Origin of the sequence: Microcoleus sp. Pol7_A1 (assembly GCF_036701085.1) — a bacterium.
In the GTDB taxonomy this organism is placed as follows: domain Bacteria; phylum Cyanobacteriota; class Cyanobacteriia; order Cyanobacteriales; family Microcoleaceae; genus Microcoleus; species Microcoleus asticus.
In genome coordinates, this window is the sequence record NZ_JAUBQD010000004.1 from 173,424 (window position 1) to 188,420 (window position 14,997).

The 14,997-nt window shown below is 45.2% G+C and carries 20 protein-coding genes and 2 pseudogenes; 18 read left to right on the forward strand and 4 right to left on the reverse strand.

Going from position 1 to position 14,997, the window contains the following annotated elements; translation table 11 throughout:
* Positions 1-96 precede the first annotated feature (96 nt).
* From secY to prfA, 13 genes are all read left to right on the forward strand, one after another.
* Complete coding sequence (gene secY, locus QUA20_RS04895; protein ID WP_172190407.1) at positions 97-1,401, forward strand: preprotein translocase subunit SecY; 1,305 nt, start codon at positions 97-99, stop codon at positions 1,399-1,401.
* A 5-nt stretch (positions 1,402-1,406) separates the two neighbouring features.
* Positions 1,407-1,994, forward strand: a complete 588-nt coding sequence (locus QUA20_RS04900) for an adenylate kinase (RefSeq protein ID WP_333185953.1) — start codon at positions 1,407-1,409, stop codon at positions 1,992-1,994.
* A gap of 294 nt (positions 1,995-2,288) precedes the next feature.
* The gene (infA, locus tag QUA20_RS04905; RefSeq protein ID WP_006276978.1) at positions 2,289-2,513 is read left to right on the forward strand and encodes a translation initiation factor IF-1; all 225 of its coding nucleotides are present in this window, start codon (positions 2,289-2,291) and stop codon (positions 2,511-2,513) included.
* 368 nt (positions 2,514-2,881) lie between these two features.
* The gene (rpmJ, locus tag QUA20_RS04910) at positions 2,882-2,995 is read left to right on the forward strand and encodes a 50S ribosomal protein L36 (protein WP_015178722.1); all 114 of its coding nucleotides are present in this window, start codon (positions 2,882-2,884) and stop codon (positions 2,993-2,995) included.
* Positions 2,996-3,078: 83 nt separating this feature from the next.
* Entirely contained in the window at positions 3,079-3,462 is a 384-nt protein-coding gene (rpsM, locus tag QUA20_RS04915; RefSeq protein ID WP_006634981.1) for a 30S ribosomal protein S13, read from the forward strand.
* Positions 3,463-3,546: 84 nt separating this feature from the next.
* Positions 3,547-3,945 (forward strand): 30S ribosomal protein S11, encoded by a 399-nt coding sequence (gene rpsK / locus QUA20_RS04920; protein WP_006634980.1) that lies wholly within the window; start codon positions 3,547-3,549, stop codon positions 3,943-3,945.
* Between the two features lie 174 nt (positions 3,946-4,119).
* Complete coding sequence (locus tag QUA20_RS04925) at positions 4,120-5,064, forward strand: DNA-directed RNA polymerase subunit alpha (RefSeq protein WP_332958426.1); 945 nt, start codon at positions 4,120-4,122, stop codon at positions 5,062-5,064.
* Positions 5,065-5,189: 125 nt separating this feature from the next.
* Positions 5,190-5,540: a 50S ribosomal protein L17 gene (rplQ, locus tag QUA20_RS04930; protein WP_006634978.1), complete on the forward strand. Its 351-nt coding sequence runs from the start codon at positions 5,190-5,192 to the stop codon at positions 5,538-5,540.
* Positions 5,541-5,569: 29 nt separating this feature from the next.
* Entirely contained in the window at positions 5,570-6,412 is an 843-nt protein-coding gene (gene truA / locus QUA20_RS04935) for a tRNA pseudouridine(38-40) synthase TruA (RefSeq protein ID WP_333185956.1), read from the forward strand.
* A gap of 125 nt (positions 6,413-6,537) precedes the next feature.
* A complete protein-coding gene (gene rplM, locus QUA20_RS04940; protein ID WP_172190410.1) occupies positions 6,538-6,993 on the forward strand; it encodes a 50S ribosomal protein L13 in 456 nt (151 codons plus the stop codon).
* Positions 6,993-7,403 (forward strand): 30S ribosomal protein S9, encoded by a 411-nt coding sequence (gene rpsI, locus QUA20_RS04945; protein WP_106147490.1) that lies wholly within the window; start codon positions 6,993-6,995, stop codon positions 7,401-7,403. The genes rplM and rpsI overlap by 1 nt, the downstream gene beginning before the upstream one ends.
* A gap of 184 nt (positions 7,404-7,587) precedes the next feature.
* On the forward strand, positions 7,588-7,896 hold the full coding sequence (gene rpmE / locus QUA20_RS04950) for a 50S ribosomal protein L31 (RefSeq protein WP_006634974.1): 309 nt from the start codon (positions 7,588-7,590) through the stop codon (positions 7,894-7,896).
* Positions 7,897-8,235: 339 nt separating this feature from the next.
* Positions 8,236-9,330 carry a peptide chain release factor 1 gene (prfA, locus tag QUA20_RS04955; protein ID WP_332958364.1) on the forward strand — a complete coding sequence of 365 codons (1,095 nt, stop codon included), beginning with the start codon at positions 8,236-8,238 and terminating at the stop codon, positions 9,328-9,330.
* A 15-nt stretch (positions 9,331-9,345) separates the two neighbouring features.
* On the opposite strand, the gene QUA20_RS04960 is transcribed toward prfA, so the two are convergent.
* Entirely contained in the window at positions 9,346-9,783 is a 438-nt protein-coding gene (locus tag QUA20_RS04960; protein WP_333185959.1) for a hypothetical protein, read from the reverse strand.
* 238 nt (positions 9,784-10,021) lie between these two features.
* Between QUA20_RS04960 and QUA20_RS04965 the strand changes: the two genes are divergently transcribed.
* Positions 10,022-10,312 (forward strand): helix-turn-helix transcriptional regulator, encoded by a 291-nt coding sequence (locus QUA20_RS04965; protein WP_333185962.1) that lies wholly within the window; start codon positions 10,022-10,024, stop codon positions 10,310-10,312.
* A gap of 31 nt (positions 10,313-10,343) precedes the next feature.
* Here the strand turns inward: QUA20_RS04965 and QUA20_RS04970 are convergent, their stop codons facing one another.
* Positions 10,344-10,889 carry a pentapeptide repeat-containing protein gene (locus QUA20_RS04970; RefSeq protein ID WP_333185965.1) on the reverse strand — a complete coding sequence of 182 codons (546 nt, stop codon included), beginning with the start codon at positions 10,887-10,889 and terminating at the stop codon, positions 10,344-10,346.
* A 9-nt stretch (positions 10,890-10,898) separates the two neighbouring features.
* Positions 10,899-11,153, reverse strand: a complete 255-nt coding sequence (locus QUA20_RS04975; protein ID WP_333185969.1) for a hypothetical protein — start codon at positions 11,151-11,153, stop codon at positions 10,899-10,901.
* 236 nt (positions 11,154-11,389) lie between these two features.
* On the opposite strand from QUA20_RS04975, the gene QUA20_RS31930 reads away from it, so the two are divergent.
* Together QUA20_RS31930 and QUA20_RS04980 are read left to right on the forward strand one after the other, a co-directional pair.
* Positions 11,390-11,563: a UvrD-helicase domain-containing protein gene (locus QUA20_RS31930; protein WP_445304643.1), complete on the forward strand. Its 174-nt coding sequence runs from the start codon at positions 11,390-11,392 to the stop codon at positions 11,561-11,563.
* A gap of 33 nt (positions 11,564-11,596) precedes the next feature.
* Complete coding sequence (locus tag QUA20_RS04980; RefSeq protein WP_333185971.1) at positions 11,597-12,187, forward strand: UvrD-helicase domain-containing protein; 591 nt, start codon at positions 11,597-11,599, stop codon at positions 12,185-12,187.
* Here QUA20_RS04980 and QUA20_RS04985 read toward each other — a convergent pair.
* A pseudogene (locus QUA20_RS04985) lies at positions 12,176-13,393 on the reverse strand (ISL3 family transposase). The gene QUA20_RS04980 and the pseudogene QUA20_RS04985 overlap by 12 nt on opposite strands.
* A gap of 110 nt (positions 13,394-13,503) precedes the next feature.
* Here QUA20_RS04985 and QUA20_RS04990 point away from each other — a divergent pair.
* Both QUA20_RS04990 and QUA20_RS04995 read left to right on the forward strand, forming a co-directional pair.
* Positions 13,504-13,773: a hypothetical protein gene (locus tag QUA20_RS04990; RefSeq protein ID WP_333185974.1), complete on the forward strand. Its 270-nt coding sequence runs from the start codon at positions 13,504-13,506 to the stop codon at positions 13,771-13,773.
* Positions 13,774-13,888: 115 nt separating this feature from the next.
* Positions 13,889-14,922 (forward strand): annotated as a pseudogene (locus tag QUA20_RS04995) (IS630 family transposase); the annotation flags it as partial.
* Positions 14,923-14,997: the final 75 nt, after the last annotated feature.

The window sequence follows — 14,997 nt, forward strand, 5'->3', positions numbered from 1 at the left end:
GAGGTTTGAGAGTCTGTCCAAATCTCAAATCCTCAAGCTTGCTATCAGAAAATGATTTAGTCGAAAATCCCAAATCTAAAATCCAAAATCGTAACTATGGACGTTAGTAGAGAGAAAGCGCCAACTGCACAAGAGACGTTCATGCAGATGGCTCAAGCTGCTGGTTTGCGAGGCCGCATCCTCGTAACCATTGGCTTACTGATTTTAGTACGCCTGGGTGTCCACTTGCCAGTCCCCGGCATCGATCGAGTCGCCTTTGCCCAAAACGTCCAAAATAGCCCTTTAATTGGCTTTTTGGATTTGTTCTCAGGAGGCGGCTTGTCAGCTTTGGGGATTTTCGCGCTGGGGATTTTGCCCTACATTAATGCTTCAATTATCGTGCAACTTCTAACTGCGGCTCTGCCAAGTTTAGAAGACTTGCAGAAAAATGAAGGGGAAGCAGGGCGGCGCAAGATTTCTCAAATTACTCGCTACGTTTCTTTGGGCTGGGCAATTTTGCAAAGCGTTGGCATTGCGATTTGGGTCAGCCCTTTTGCTCAAGCTCCGGCGCCTTTATTCATAGCACAAACTGCTTTGGCCCTGACGGCCGGCTCAATGTTTGTGATGTGGATATCGGAAGTGGTGACGGAGCGAGGTATCGGGAACGGAGCGTCGCTGCTGATTTTTATCAACATTGTGTCGGTTTTGCCGCGTTCTTTGGGACAAACTTTTGAATTGGCTCAAAGTGGGGACACGCAAGTTGTCGGCCGTGTAGTCGTTCTGCTGCTGGTCTTTTTGGTGACGATTGTTGGGATTGTTTTTGTTCAGGAAGGTACTCGTCGCATTCCGATTATTTCGGCCCGGCGCCAAGTCGGCCGCAAAGTTTATCGGGAGAGCCGGAGCTATCTGCCCCTGCGCTTGAATCAAGGCGGAGTGATGCCGATTATTTTTGCATCTTCGGTTTTGATTGTGCCTTCTTTCCTCGCTCAGTCTCTCAATAACCCGTTTTTGGTTCAAGTTGCTAATGTTTTGAGTCCGAACGGGCCGGCGCCTTGGGCTTACGCGCTGTTTTATCTAACTTTAATTCTGTTTTTCAGCTATTTCTACGCTTCGTTGATTGTCAACCCCGTAGATATGTCTCAGAACTTGAAGAAAATGGGCGCCAGCATTCCTGGAATTCGTCCGGGTCAGAAAACCAGCGATTATGTGGAGAAGGTTTTGAACCGTTTGACTTTCTTGGGAGCGATATTTCTCGGTCTGGTGGCCATTGTACCAACTGCTGTAGAAAGCGCGATCGGAGTGCAAACTTTTAGAGGTTTTGGCGCAACTTCCCTACTGATTTTAGTAGGTGTAGCGATCGAAACTGCTAAGCAAATTCAAACTTACGTCATCTCCCAACGATATGAAGGAATGGTGAAGTAATCGCAATGCACTTGATTTTTATGGGGCCTCCAGGGGCAGGAAAGGGAACTCAGGCTCAGCTTTTATCAGCTCTCTGGAAAATACCCCACATTTCTACCGGTGACATCCTACGCGCCTGCGTAGTTGCCAAAACGGAGTTGGGTCAAAAGGCACAATCCTACATGGATCGGGGAGAGTTAGTTCCTGACGAGTTATTGATGGATATCGTGCAAGAACGTATGAATCAGTCTGATGCTCGTGCTGGCTGGATCCTTGACGGCTTTCCCCGCACAGTCGCGCAGGCAGCTTTTTTTGACAAACTGCTATGCGAGGTTGGGGTTGGGGGTGGGGGAAGTTCGTCTGGAAAGGACTGCGATCTCAGAGCTGTCAATTTGGACGTTCCTGACAATATTTTGGTAGCTCGCCTGTTGTCGCGGGGTCGCCAAGATGACAACGAGGAAACGATCCGCCGCCGGTTGCAAGTTTATCGCGAGCAAACTGAACCTTTGATTGAGTTTTACAGAAACCGCGAACAGTTAGTTGCGGTTGATGGCGATCGAGCGATGGAATCAGTCACAGCACAACTGCAACAAGCTCTCTCGGGCGACTCTTGAACCGTCTCAATACAGCTTGTTACTCACAAGCTTTTGCTAAGATATGTTAACTAGGAGCTTTTTGTGCTATCAGGTTTTGTGAGGGTTGCTAGTTCCGGGATTGAACTCGATACTAATTGCCACAACTTTACTCAAGTAAAGCTAAAGCAAGCGGTTTTTTGAGTCAAGAAATCGATCGAGTCGCCCGAATTTTTGCCCCCCCGTTCCCGTTTGACCCTTACCAGTCAATAGGTTTTGAGGTAAACGCCGGGATACTCCTAGTTAATCAAATGTAGAGTTGAGGTAAATACCAAATTGTCTAAGCAAGATTTAATTGAAATGGAAGGGACGGTGACGGAATCCCTGCCCAATGCGATGTTTCGCGTTGACCTAGATAATGGGTTTAACGTGCTGGCTCACATTTCCGGCAAGATCCGCCGCAACTACATCAAAATTCTGCCTGGCGATCGCGTCAAAGTCGAATTGACTCCCTACGACTTGACCAAAGGTCGGATTACTTATCGCCTTCGGAAAAAATAGGCTTAGATAAAACTTTCTAAAAACTAATTCTAAGTTTAATTAGAGAGAATTTGGTAAAAAGCGCCAAATTTATGCTATAATGCTACGTTTGTAGTGTTGCCGAGAAGGGCGTCAACAACCCACCGGTGTAACGGGTTAAGTCATTGCTACGCCGTAAAAGTATTGCTCGCCAACACTCTGGCGCAGGCGAACTTTACCCCAGTAATGGGAGTGGGTGCAAGCGGGCTCCTTCATGAAACAACCCGCACTTTATACAATTTAATCGAGGAGAGGCCTACACCTTGCCCAGCCTCTCCTCCCACCGCTCTACGGGCAGTCCCAGCGTGCCTGCTCTCCGGTAGAGCGGGGTTCTCCAGGCAGGAAGAAAGATGAAAGTTCGAGCATCTGTCAAAAAAATTTGTGAAAAATGTCGCGTCATCCGCCGTCGCGGTCGAGTGATGGTGATATGCACTAACCCAAAACACAAACAGCGCCAAGGTTAGAAAAAACGAAGATTGGGTACTGCACGCAGGTGCATCCTAATTGAACATTGTAACCAAACAGGAAAACTAGGGAGACAAAAAGTGTGGCACGGATTGCCGGGGTAGACCTTCCACGCGATAAGCGCGTCGAAATAGGTCTGACATACATTTACGGAATAGGCTTGTCGCGGGCCCAAAAAATTATCGCTGCAACAGGCGTAAATCCTGACACTCGCGTCAAGGATTTAACAGAGGCCGACGTGACAGCTCTGCGGGCTCATGTAGAAACAACATACCAAATCGAAGGAGACCTCCGGCGCTGGGAGTCAATGAACATCAAGCGCCTGATGGACATCGGAACTTATCGCGGTCGGCGTCACCGTTTGGGTCTGCCGGTGCGGGGACAACGAACCCGTACCAACGCCAGAACCCGTCGCGGCGTCCGCCGAACAGTTGCGGGCAAGAAAAAGGCACCTTCCAAGAAGTAACATCTTTTTTGGAAAAATACGCTGGGGGCTGCTGGCTCCTAGCGCTTCGGAACATTAGTTGAGAGAAACGTTAAAGAGACTAATATGGCGCGACAACAAACAGGCAAGAAATCTGGTGCAAAAAAGCAGAAACGGAATGTACCCAATGGGGTAGGCTACATCCAGTCTACCTTTAACAACACGATTGTCACTATTACCGACCTCAACGGCGAAGTAATATCTTGGGCATCAGCAGGTTCCAGCGGTTTTAAAGGAGCTAAGAAGGGGACTCCCTTTGCAGCTCAAACAGCAGCAGAAAGTGCTGCCCGCAGAGCCAACGACCAAGGAATGCGCCAAATAGAAGTAATGGTGAGCGGGCCTGGAGCAGGTAGAGAAACTGCAATCCGGGCGCTGCAAGGGGCGGGACTGGAAATCACCCTGATTAGAGATGTTACCCCAATTCCTCACAACGGCTGTCGCCCTCCCAAGCGGCGTAGAGTCTAAAACGATTTGAGATTTTAGATTTTAGATTTTGGATAATGGCTAACTGCTTAAAGTCAAAAACTAATGGTTCTAACTGTTGCCCCGTCCATCCAAAATCCGAAATCCGTTCAGGGGTATGCTCTGCAATCTAAAATCCAAAATCAAAAATCCAAAGTGGAAAAGGGAGGTCACTCCGTGGCGCAGTTTCAAATTGAATGTATAGAGTCTAACACTGACAAAGACCGCAGTCAGTACGGAAAATTTGTCCTGGAACCGCTCGATCGCGGTCAAGGAACAACTGTTGGGAATGCGCTTCGGCGAGTTCTGCTGTCAAATTTGGAAGGAACGGCAGTAACTTCAGTCCGAATCGCGGGCGTCAATCACGAGTTTGCCACGATCGAAGGGGTACGTGAGGATGTTCTAGAAATTCTCCTGAACATGAAAGAGGTCGTCCTCAAAACTCATTCTCAGCAGCCGCAAATCGGCAGGTTGCGGATTGAGGGGCCCGTCACCGTTACGGCCGATCGATTCGATTTGCCCTCAGAGGTGGAATTGATCGATCGCTCCCAGTACATTGCAACTCTCTCGCCCGGATCTGTTCTGGAAATGGAATTCAGAATTGAAAAAGGCATCGGATACCGAGCAGTAGACCGCAGTCGCGATGATGGGTCGGCTTTGGATTTTCTCCAAATTGACGCCATCTTTATGCCGATTCGCAGAGTCAACTACAGCGTTGAAGATGCTAGGGTAGGCGGCACGGTCGAGAAAGACCGGCTGATTATGGAAATCTGGACTGATGGCAGCGTGACGCCTCAAGAAGCTTTGAGTCAATCTGCCCACATCCTGGTAGATTTATTTGCACCTCTCAAAGACATCACCCAAGATTCTCTCAAACCAGAGTATCCCGGTGAAGCAGATCCTACCAGCCAAATTCCGATCGAAGAATTGCAGTTGTCCGTCCGGGCTTACAACTGCCTCAAGCGGGCTCAGATCAACTCAGTTGCAGACTTATTGGATTATACCCAAGAAGACTTGCTCGAGATCAAGAATTTCGGGCAGAAGTCCGCAGAAGAAGTGATTGAAGCTTTACAAAAACGCTTGGGCATTACCTTGCCACAGGAAAAATCAGCTAAAAGTTAATCAACGGGTAACGGGTAAAAAAGTTCTCAATTTTAAGTAGGTGAGTTTTTAAGTTAAAGAATTCACCGCTCAAAACTCGCGGACTATCCCGGCGCCCAATTACCAATTACCAATTACCAACTGCCATGCGTCACCGCTGTCGCGTTCCCCAACTCAGCAAACCGGCTGACCAGCGCCGCGCCCTACTGCGCTCGCTGACCACCGAATTAATCCGCCACGGTAAAATCACTACCACTCTCGCCCGCGCCAAAGCGCTGCGCTCAGAGGCGGACAGGATGATTACCCTCGCCAAAGATGGCTCCTTGGCCTCTCGCCGCCAAGCTATGGGCTATATCTACGATAAACAGTTAGTACACGCCTTGTTTGAGGCGGCACAAGAACGGTACGGCTCGCGCAACGGGGGCTACACCCGGGTAGTACGAACTGTCCCCCGTCAAGGAGACAATTCCGAAATGGCGATCGTTGAACTGGTTTAATTCCATTTTGGGTTGGAGATTTGTGATTTATGAGTGACAATCCAAAATCCCCAATCGAAAATCCCCAATCGATACAGCGCGTTGCTCTGGTAATCCAATACCTCGGCACTAATTTTCACGGTTGGCAGCGACAGCCGAACCAGCGTACAGTACAAGAAGAAATTGAAACAGCAATATCGACTGTTCTGGAACGCCCGGTAACGCTGCACGCTGCTGGGAGAACCGATGCGGGAGTTCACGCCGCTGCTCAAGTAGCCCATTTTGATGCCCAGGGCCCAATTCCGGCTCACCGCTGGGCAAGCGTTCTCAACTCTCGACTGGCAAAAGATATTTTAATTCGAGCTTCGGCAAAGGTGGAACCTACCTGGCACGCTCGGTTCTCAGCCAGTTGGCGACGCTATCGCTACACCCTTTATACAGATCCGACCCCTAATTTGTTTGTGCGTCCTTTTGCTTGGCACTGCTATCACGCCCCTGTTGATGAATCAAAGATTCAGACAGCTTTGACACCGCTCATCGGGCGGCATCACCTGGCTGCTTTCCACCGCGCGGGCTCTGTCCGCCCCCATTCCTGGGTGGACGTACAAGCGGCAGAGTGTCACCGTTCTGGGCCTCTGGTCTATATAGAGGTTCAGGCGAGCGGGTTTCTGTACGGGATGATGCGGCTGCTGGTGGGGTTGCTGGTGCAGGTGGGTCGCGGGGAAAGGTCGATCGACAATTTCACAGATATCTGGGTCAACGAACGCCGAGAAATGGTAAAATATGCCGCTCCCGCTCAAGGTTTGTGCCTGCTGCGGGTTGGCTATTCAGAATTTCCCTTTCCCCCAGAGGTCTGGTACGACACGCAGCCAAAATTAGTCATTAGTCATTAGTCATTAGTCATTAGTCATTAGGTAACTACTAATAAAAAACTAAGGACAACTAACAATTAAAAACTGACAACTGACAACTGACAACTGACACCTAACAACAGTTAACAGACAACTAACAACAAACAATGAACAAAACTTACGTCCCTACTCAAGACTCCCTAGAGCACAAGTGGTACGTGGTCGATGCCGCCGACCAGCGGCTGGGCCGTCTGGCAACTGAAGTTGCCATGTACCTCCGGGGGAAACACAAACCGACTTACACTCCTTCTATGGATACCGGCGACTTCGTAATAGTCATCAATGCTGACAAAATTGCTGTTACTGGCAAAAAACGCACCCAGAAAATCTACCGCCGCCATTCTGGAAGACCGGGCGGCATGAAAACAGAAACTTTTGCCAAATTGCAAGCACGTTTGCCCGAAAGAATTGTCGAAGAAGCTATTCGGGGAATGCTGCCTCACACTTCTCTAGGCAGACAATTGTTTACTAAGCTGAAGGTGTACGCTGGCCCAAACCACCCGCACCAAGCTCAAAAACCAGAAGAGTTAATTGTTCACACGATTCCGGGAGGAAATGACTAATGCAAGCAACAGATACCGGCCGCGCTGTGTACTGGGGTACTGGTCGCCGCAAATGTTCAGTAGCGCGGGTGCGCTTGGTTCCCGGCACTGGCATACTAACTGTCAATGGTAAAGAGGGGGATTTGTACCTGCAATTCAACCCTACTTATTTGGCTCTCGCTAAGGCCCCTCTGGAAACTTTGGGTCTGGAAAATGAGTACGACATTTTGGTAAAAGTCGAAGGCGGTGGCTTGACAGGTCAGGCTGACTCGATTCGCTTGGGTGTCGCTAGAGCACTTTGTCAATTAGACCCGGACAACCGCAAGCCTCTGAAGACTGAGGGCTATTTGACTCGCGACCCGCGGGCAAAAGAACGGAAAAAGTACGGTTTGCGGAAAGCTCGCAAAGCTCCTCAATACTCGAAGCGGTAATCGAGGGAAGAAGCAAGAAGGAAAAGGCAAAAATTATCTATCCAGATTTTATCTGCCTTTTTTTGAGGTTTATTTCCGATTCCTGATTCCAACAGATATAAGGCAAAATTTGTGCTGTTGTTGGTGTACAAGTCCTGCGGCAGCTAAAATGGTTGTAAAGTCAAAAATTAGAGAGTAAAAAACAATGGCAAAAGATGGCATTCACCCTGAGTGGTATCCCGAATCTCAGGTTTATTGCAACGGGGAACTTGTGATGACTGTGGGTTCAACTAGACCAAAGCTTCAAGTTGATGTCTGGTCGGGAAATCATCCTTTTTATACTGGCACTCAGAAGATTATTGATACTGAAGGTCGTGTGGAGCGCTTTATGCGGAAATACGGCATGACGGAGGTAGAAATGCCGAAGGCAGATGCTTCCTCTGGGCCGCTGAAAATGGAAGAGCCGAAAGCAGATGCTTCTAAGGCTGCTGGTAAAGGCAAAAAGAAGAAGTAGCCGGATTGTCATTTGTCCGCAGTTTGTTGAGAGTAGTTCTTTCTACCGACAACTTACCGCCCTCGGATTTTAGATTTTAGATTGAAGACTTGCTACGGCTGGCAGTTGAGTTCGATAGAGTAGAGTTCGATCGACATTCGATCCTAACTGCTCTTGAGTTCTAAAATCTAAAATCTAAAATCTAAAATCTAAAATCGATCCGCCATCGGATTGGAGAGTTGAGATTGAAGACTTGCTACGGCTGGCAGTTGAGTTCGATCGAGATTCTATCCCAACTGTTCTTCAAATCTAAAATCTAAAATCTAAAATCTAAAATCGATTGAAAAAGGACAACTGACAATGGCTGAATCTTATTTGCTGGATAAATTGAAGTCGGTAGAGCAAACTTTTAATGAGTTGACTCGCCGCATGGCTGACCCGGATGTGGCTAGGGACAATCAAGAGTTTCAACGGGTAGCGAAAGCTCGATCGTCCTTGGAGGAAGTGGTCGATACTTTTGCTCTGTGGAAAACCACTCAGGAAGATTTGGTGGGCGCGCGACAGGTTCTCAAGGAAGCAGCGGGCGATCGAGATATGCAAGAAATGGCTGCGCTGGAAGTTCAGGAACTTGAAGCGAAGCTGGAGAATTTGGAAAGTCGTTTGAAGGTTTTGCTGCTCCCCCGCGACCCGAACGATGACAAGAATATTATGCTGGAAATTCGGGCGGGTACTGGCGGAGATGAGGCTAGTATTTGGGCTGGAGATTTGCTGCGGCTGTATACCCGTTACGCTCAAACTCAAGGCTGGCAGGTGAAGTTGGTGAGCGAGTCGCTGGCGGAAATGGGCGGCTTTAAAGAGGTGATTCTGGAAATTACAGGCGACAGCGTTTACAGCAAGCTGAAGTTTGAGGCTGGAGTACACCGGGTGCAGCGGGTGCCTGTGACTGAGGCTGGCGGCCGGGTGCATACTTCGACGGCGACGGTGGCTGTGATGCCGGAGGTGGATGATGTGGAGATTCACATCGATCCGAAGGATATTGAGATGAGCACGGCTCGATCGGGCGGCGCTGGCGGTCAAAACGTGAACAAGGTGGAAACTGCTGCGGATTTGTTTCACAAGCCGACGGGAATTCGGATTTTCTGTACTGAGGAGCGCAGTCAGTTGCAGAATAAGGAGCGGGCGATGCAGATTTTGCGGGCTAAGCTCTATGAGATGAAGTTGCGGGAGCAGCAGGATGAGGTGAAGTCGCGGCGTTTGGCTCAGGTTGGTACTGGTTCGCGATCGGAGAAGATTCGCACCTACAACTATAAGGACAATCGGGCTACCGACCACCGTTTGGGAGAGAATTTCTCGCTCAATAGTGTTTTGGAAGGGGATATTGAGGGGATTATTCAAACTTGCATTTCTCAGGATCAGCAGGAACGTTTGGCTGAGTTGGCTGCTTCTACTAATTGATGGAGTGATGGGGGGCTAGGCGCATTGTTTGCTCAGCCTCAGTTCCCTTGTGACGCGGGAGATCTGGTAGAGTAGGGCTTCCCAAATTGCATCGGCGATCGCCACTGGATATTTGAAATGTTCGAGGTCGTATTGTACAATGACTTCTAGGGCTGCTAGGATTTGCTGGTTTCGACAACTGGCAATTGCTGCGATCGCCTCTTGTTCCCATATGGCAAATAGTCTGTAGCTAAAAAAGGAACTGCATTTTTGTCCTTTCGGGTTCAGGTAAACAACTATTACTTGATGTTGTTTGGGGTAGACTTTGACTATGCGGTTGACGGGCATTCTCAGGGCTTCGGCTGCTTCTTTTTTGGAGATTTGCCAGCACTGGGGTTTTAGCCAACCGGAGGCTGTAAGGCTTTGGCGTGTGTGGCTTGTCTTGCGTGTTCTGCGTGTGGGTCTATTAGTCATTTTTTCGGACTCCTAAATCGTTAGGAGCGCTCAGATACAGCGGTACTAAATTTGTACTTTTAATTTTAGACTAAACTTACTTGTGTGTCAATCGTGACAAGTAAACGATGCAAGCGTTAAATGATAATGATTTATAAACTGACCAGTTTACTTGTAGGTACGGTCGAGTAGCTTTTAAGTCGTGAACATCCAAAATAGACAAAAACTTAGTGAAATCATCAAAACTGCCCGTGGCTCTATGAGCCAGCGGGCATTTGGTAAGCTTTTGGGGGTTTCCGCTACTGCTGTGCAGCTTTGGGAAAGGGGCGATACGGTTCCTGATACTGAAAACTTGGCTAAGCTCGCTGCGAGAGCGGGTTATACGCTGGAAGAATTTCTGAAATTTTTAGATGGCAAGCCAGTCTCAGACCCGTTAGATATCCAAGATATTGTCAATAAAATCAGCTTTTTGCCTTTGACTCAGGTAGCGGCGATTGTTCGAGCTGGGGTGGAGCGACTGGCGGCGGCGGCTGAACTTTCTGGGGATTAAAACCAAAGCGGTGTTTGTGCGATAGTCCTATTTATCCCTGACTCAATATGTCTAAAAACTCTTGGACAACGCGATCGGCATCTTCGCAGCATCTGTTAGCATCGCAATAGTGGATGATGCTGATACCGTGAGATGCAAACAGGCGATCGCGCGTTTCATCTTTTGCTGTGTCGGGATGCGATATTACCAGAATACCCCATTTGCCTTGGTGGAATATGAGGAAATCTGGTTCTTGGTTTTGTCTACCTGCGGGTGTGGTGAGGCGGGCTTTGGAGTTGGGGAAAAAGAGGGTGTTTGTGCGATCGAGCGCTTCGGCTATTTTTACTTGTTCTTCACAGTGAAAGCGCAAATCATTCCAGTGATAAATGCGTTCTTTTATGCTCGACAAAATTCCCTGGTTATGTGCGTCTTCAGCCTTGATAATTTCATCTGATACTGTATTATAATCTGATATAATTGCACCGTGTAAATCAGTTGACGAATCTGATTCACTTAAGTTTGCGAATGATAGTTTAGCTCCGCTTAAGTTAGCACCGCTGAGATTAACTCCAATAACTTGAGTTCGATGTAATGTCACTTGATGTCGTCATAAGTATCGTTTTATAACTGCTTTAATATTGTTTTTTTTTACTTTTTCGTCAAATGCTTCTGAGAGTTGTTTCCAAAGTTTATAGCCAGCGGCTTTAATATATTCATCGTCATATTTAGAAAGATTAGCAATTTCCTCATAAGACTGTCTGCCTTCCCAGCACTGTTTGAATATTAGCTCTTGCACGCCGTTTAACTGTTCGTCATCATCTAATACTGTTTCGACAATGGCGAGAGCTTCATCTACATTCATGGGTTAAATCCTTTTAAAAGTATTAGATTTGAGGTTGCGATCGCAGGATGTGTGGGATTTTGTCCGTCCTTGCACCTTGCTGTGGATAGATTTTAGCACAGTAGAGGAGATGTTACTACTTTTTATCACTTTTTATCACTTTTTGTCGCTGCAAAGTTTATCCAGATTTAGTAAGCTGATTTGAATAAAGAACACTAGACAAAAGGAATATAAGGAGAAAGATTGTGGAGCAGTGAATTAACTTCGAGCAATCTTTAAATCAGCGTTTAAATTACGAAGATTTAGACGAACAACAGAATAAAGCCAAAAATTTCTCGCTTAAAGGTCATTCTTTAGTTCGAGGCGTTGCAGGTTCTGGTAAGTCATTAGTATTGCTAAATCGTCTTGAAAAACTAATTCATGAAGGTTAGAAGGATATTTTGGTATTGTGTTACAATCGCTTTATGAATCAATGGATTGATTCAAAAATAGCAGAAAAAGGCTTGAGTTCAAACGTAGAGAGTCGAACTTTTCATAGTTGGGCTTATCGTATAGGGTATACTTATGAGTGGGATGAAAATCCTGAAATGCGAGGGAAAATTATTGATTTAGTTCAAAAGAACGCCAAAGAGCGTTATCAAGCCATTTTAATTGATGAAGCTCAAGATTTTTATGATGAATGGTTTGTGGCGCTGTTAGGTGCTGTAAGTCCCGATACAAACTCTATTTTTTTTGTCTATGACAACACTCAGTCAGTTTACGACGGTCAGCAACATCGAAGAAAGGGAAAATGGACTTGGAAGGATCTTGGATTTAAGATTCCTGGAGGCAGTTCGAAAATATTGGATTTAAACTATAGAAACGCGCCAGAAATTATAGAATTGGCTTGGCAGTTTATATATCCTTATTTAGCTAGCGCTAATATGAAGATAGCTAAACGCTCAGAAGCAGGTGGTAAAATCGGTCATATTGTCGAACCACTCAAAAAGTCTTCTCGCAGTTCATCTATTAAGCCAATGCTTGTAAAAAGGGTTCTTCCGTACTTAGTATGCTAAATTTCTAGGAAACTGCCAAAAAAGTAAAGCTCGCGTTTCAAACTTGTTAAAATTCCTAAAACCAAATCCGCTACGTTTTAAAAGTTTTAATTTGTTATTAATACCCTCAACTATTGCATTAGTTGTTCTTTGTTCAAAATACCCTACTACCTCCGCCAACCACATTTTGATGCTGGAGACGCTCTTTTTATAGTAGGGTTCTGCTTTTTTCAACCAATCAATTAGCCCTAATGTTCCTTCTCCCAAACCACAACTATTTTCAAATAAGTTATGAAAGTCTTCTTTTAATGAGTGCATAATTTCAACTAGCGGTGAAGCTGTTTTTGCCTGTAATAATTTTGCTTTTTGTTTTGGGAATAAGTTCTGCTCCGCTTTCAGTAATATATATTTACTACCTTTTAAACTGCTAAATAATTTAACTTTTTATTTAACATTTAGTGATTCTGCTACTTTCTTTTGGTCAATTCTAGCTTGATTTAATTCTTCATGAATCATTTTTGTAACATGAAATCTATCTACCGTTATCGAGGCATTCGGACATAAGTTATTCACCAAGGACTTATAGTTATAACTCATATCCATCCTGACTTCTTCAACTTGAGATAATACTTTATCTCCCCATCTCAGCATCACTTTTTCTATCTCGGACTGTTTTCTTTCTGGGGCTAAACCTAAAAGCTTATGTGTTGATAAATCTACTAACACAACAATGAATTTTCCTTGCCCTTTAAATAAGCTAATTTCATCTATTCCTAATCGGCACAGTTGAGCGAGATCAACCTTCATAACACTTTTAGCTGCTGCTATAACCATTGATTCAACTTGTTCGGCTGTTAATTTATTATTCCTCGCAACATTATTAATGTCACTATTAATAACTTGTTCCTTAATACTTTGGGCGTACCTTTGAGTAAAATTTTTGCGAACTTCAACAAAATCTAAGATTTCGCTAAAAGGTTTTTTACAGCTTTCACACTTAAACTGTCGGCGATTTACTTTGAGAATTACTTCTCTGTTAGTGATTGGTAAATCTCTAACTAAGTGCGTTTTATTTTGATGTAGACGGCGGCTTGTTTGTCCGCATCGCGGGCAAACTGCTGTTTTATTTTTTACGATAACGGATAAAAGAATTGTTTCTTCTGTCTCTAAGCTATCCTCTACAATTACACCAGGTAAATTCAGGATTTTTGTCATTAATTTTTTCATGTTTAACTTAAGCGATCGCTATTTTCATAATATTTTAGCATACTAAGTACGGAAAAACCGTAAAAAGTAATATCTCTCCAGACAATATAGCTAAACAGGTTAAACTGGCATTGAGCAGTCATCCAGAATCTTCAATCGGAGTTTTATTGCATCCACAAGAGCCAAGATCCTTTAAATCAGAAATTAGTCAATGCCTGCAAAAAGTGGGTGTTAACCATCACGCTCCAATGCGTCCTCAAGACCGAGCTTATAACGTTGTAAACCGACCTTTCGTAATTGTAGATTCTTGGAATGCGCTGAAAGGAGTTGAGTTTGATGCTGTTATTATTGCTGGCGTTGACCGAGTGGAAGACTTGCCAGATGCTGATAAAGATTTTTAAGAAAAAGCAAGAATTTATACAGCAATAACAAGAGCAAAAGATCGCGTAGTTATGTTATAAGCTGATCGGGATTTAAGTTGTATAATATAGAGCATAATAATATCCGAGACGAGCGATGCCATTATCCATCAAAAACTTTTTTAAAGCAGAGCAAGTAAAGAAGCTGCAAGAGGCTCTTCGAGAGAATCCCTTACCCCATGTAAGGGAGAGACATTTAATAATTTTGCTTCAGAATGATGGTAAAACGCAAATAAATATTGCCCAATTTTTGGGATGTTCGCCACGAACAGTTGCCTACTGGTGTAGGCATGGAGACCCCGATGATTTGGCAAGCTTACAGAATAAACGAGAGCAAGAGCATTACCGAAAAGCCACATTTGAATACATCCAGCTCTGGCTGGAGATAATAGAGAAGGAACCGCAGGAGCTGGGGTATGAATTTGGTCGATGGACGGGAGAACGATTAGTCACTTACCTAGCCTCACAAACAGGAATAGAGTTAAGCGGTTCACAAGTGAGGAGAATATTAAAGAATAAAAAGTACAGCTATAACTGGGCAAAATATAGCCTAGAGGATAAACAGAATCCCGCTCAAAGAGCCGAATTTAAGCAGAAATTGCTCAAGTATTTAGAAATGGCAAGACAGCAACCAAGGCATTTACAGATATGGTTTTGGGATGAGAGCGGGTTTAGTTTACGAGTCATAAGACAAAGAACTGGAGCCAGAAAGGAAAGCGGAGGCAATTAACGGGTCAGCGTCGCCGTGGGCGAGTAAATGTGATGGGAGGAATTAGAGAAAGCGACAGAAAACGAGTATGTTTCTTCATTGAAAAAGGAAATGCAGATATATTTTATGAGCAGTTACAGCAATTTTATGAGCAACTTAAAGATGAATGGGAAAGTCAGGGCAATCTTCGAGACAACTTTCAGAGCCGAGGGGCGAAAATTATAATTGTTTTAGATAACGCTAGTTATCATAAGCGCCATGATATTCGAGAAAAAATTGCGGTGCCAATGCCGAATATGAGGTTGGAGTTTTTGCCACCTTATAGTCCAGACTTCAATATTATTGAGTTAGTATAGCATTCTTGTAAAGAGTATATTGCACATCGACTGTTCCAATCGGTTGACCAACTGAAAGATCTTCTATAGCGATCGTAAATGATTTGTAAATCACAAATCATGTATAATGAGGACGTAAATCTAAGTAGGAGTTTAGATGTC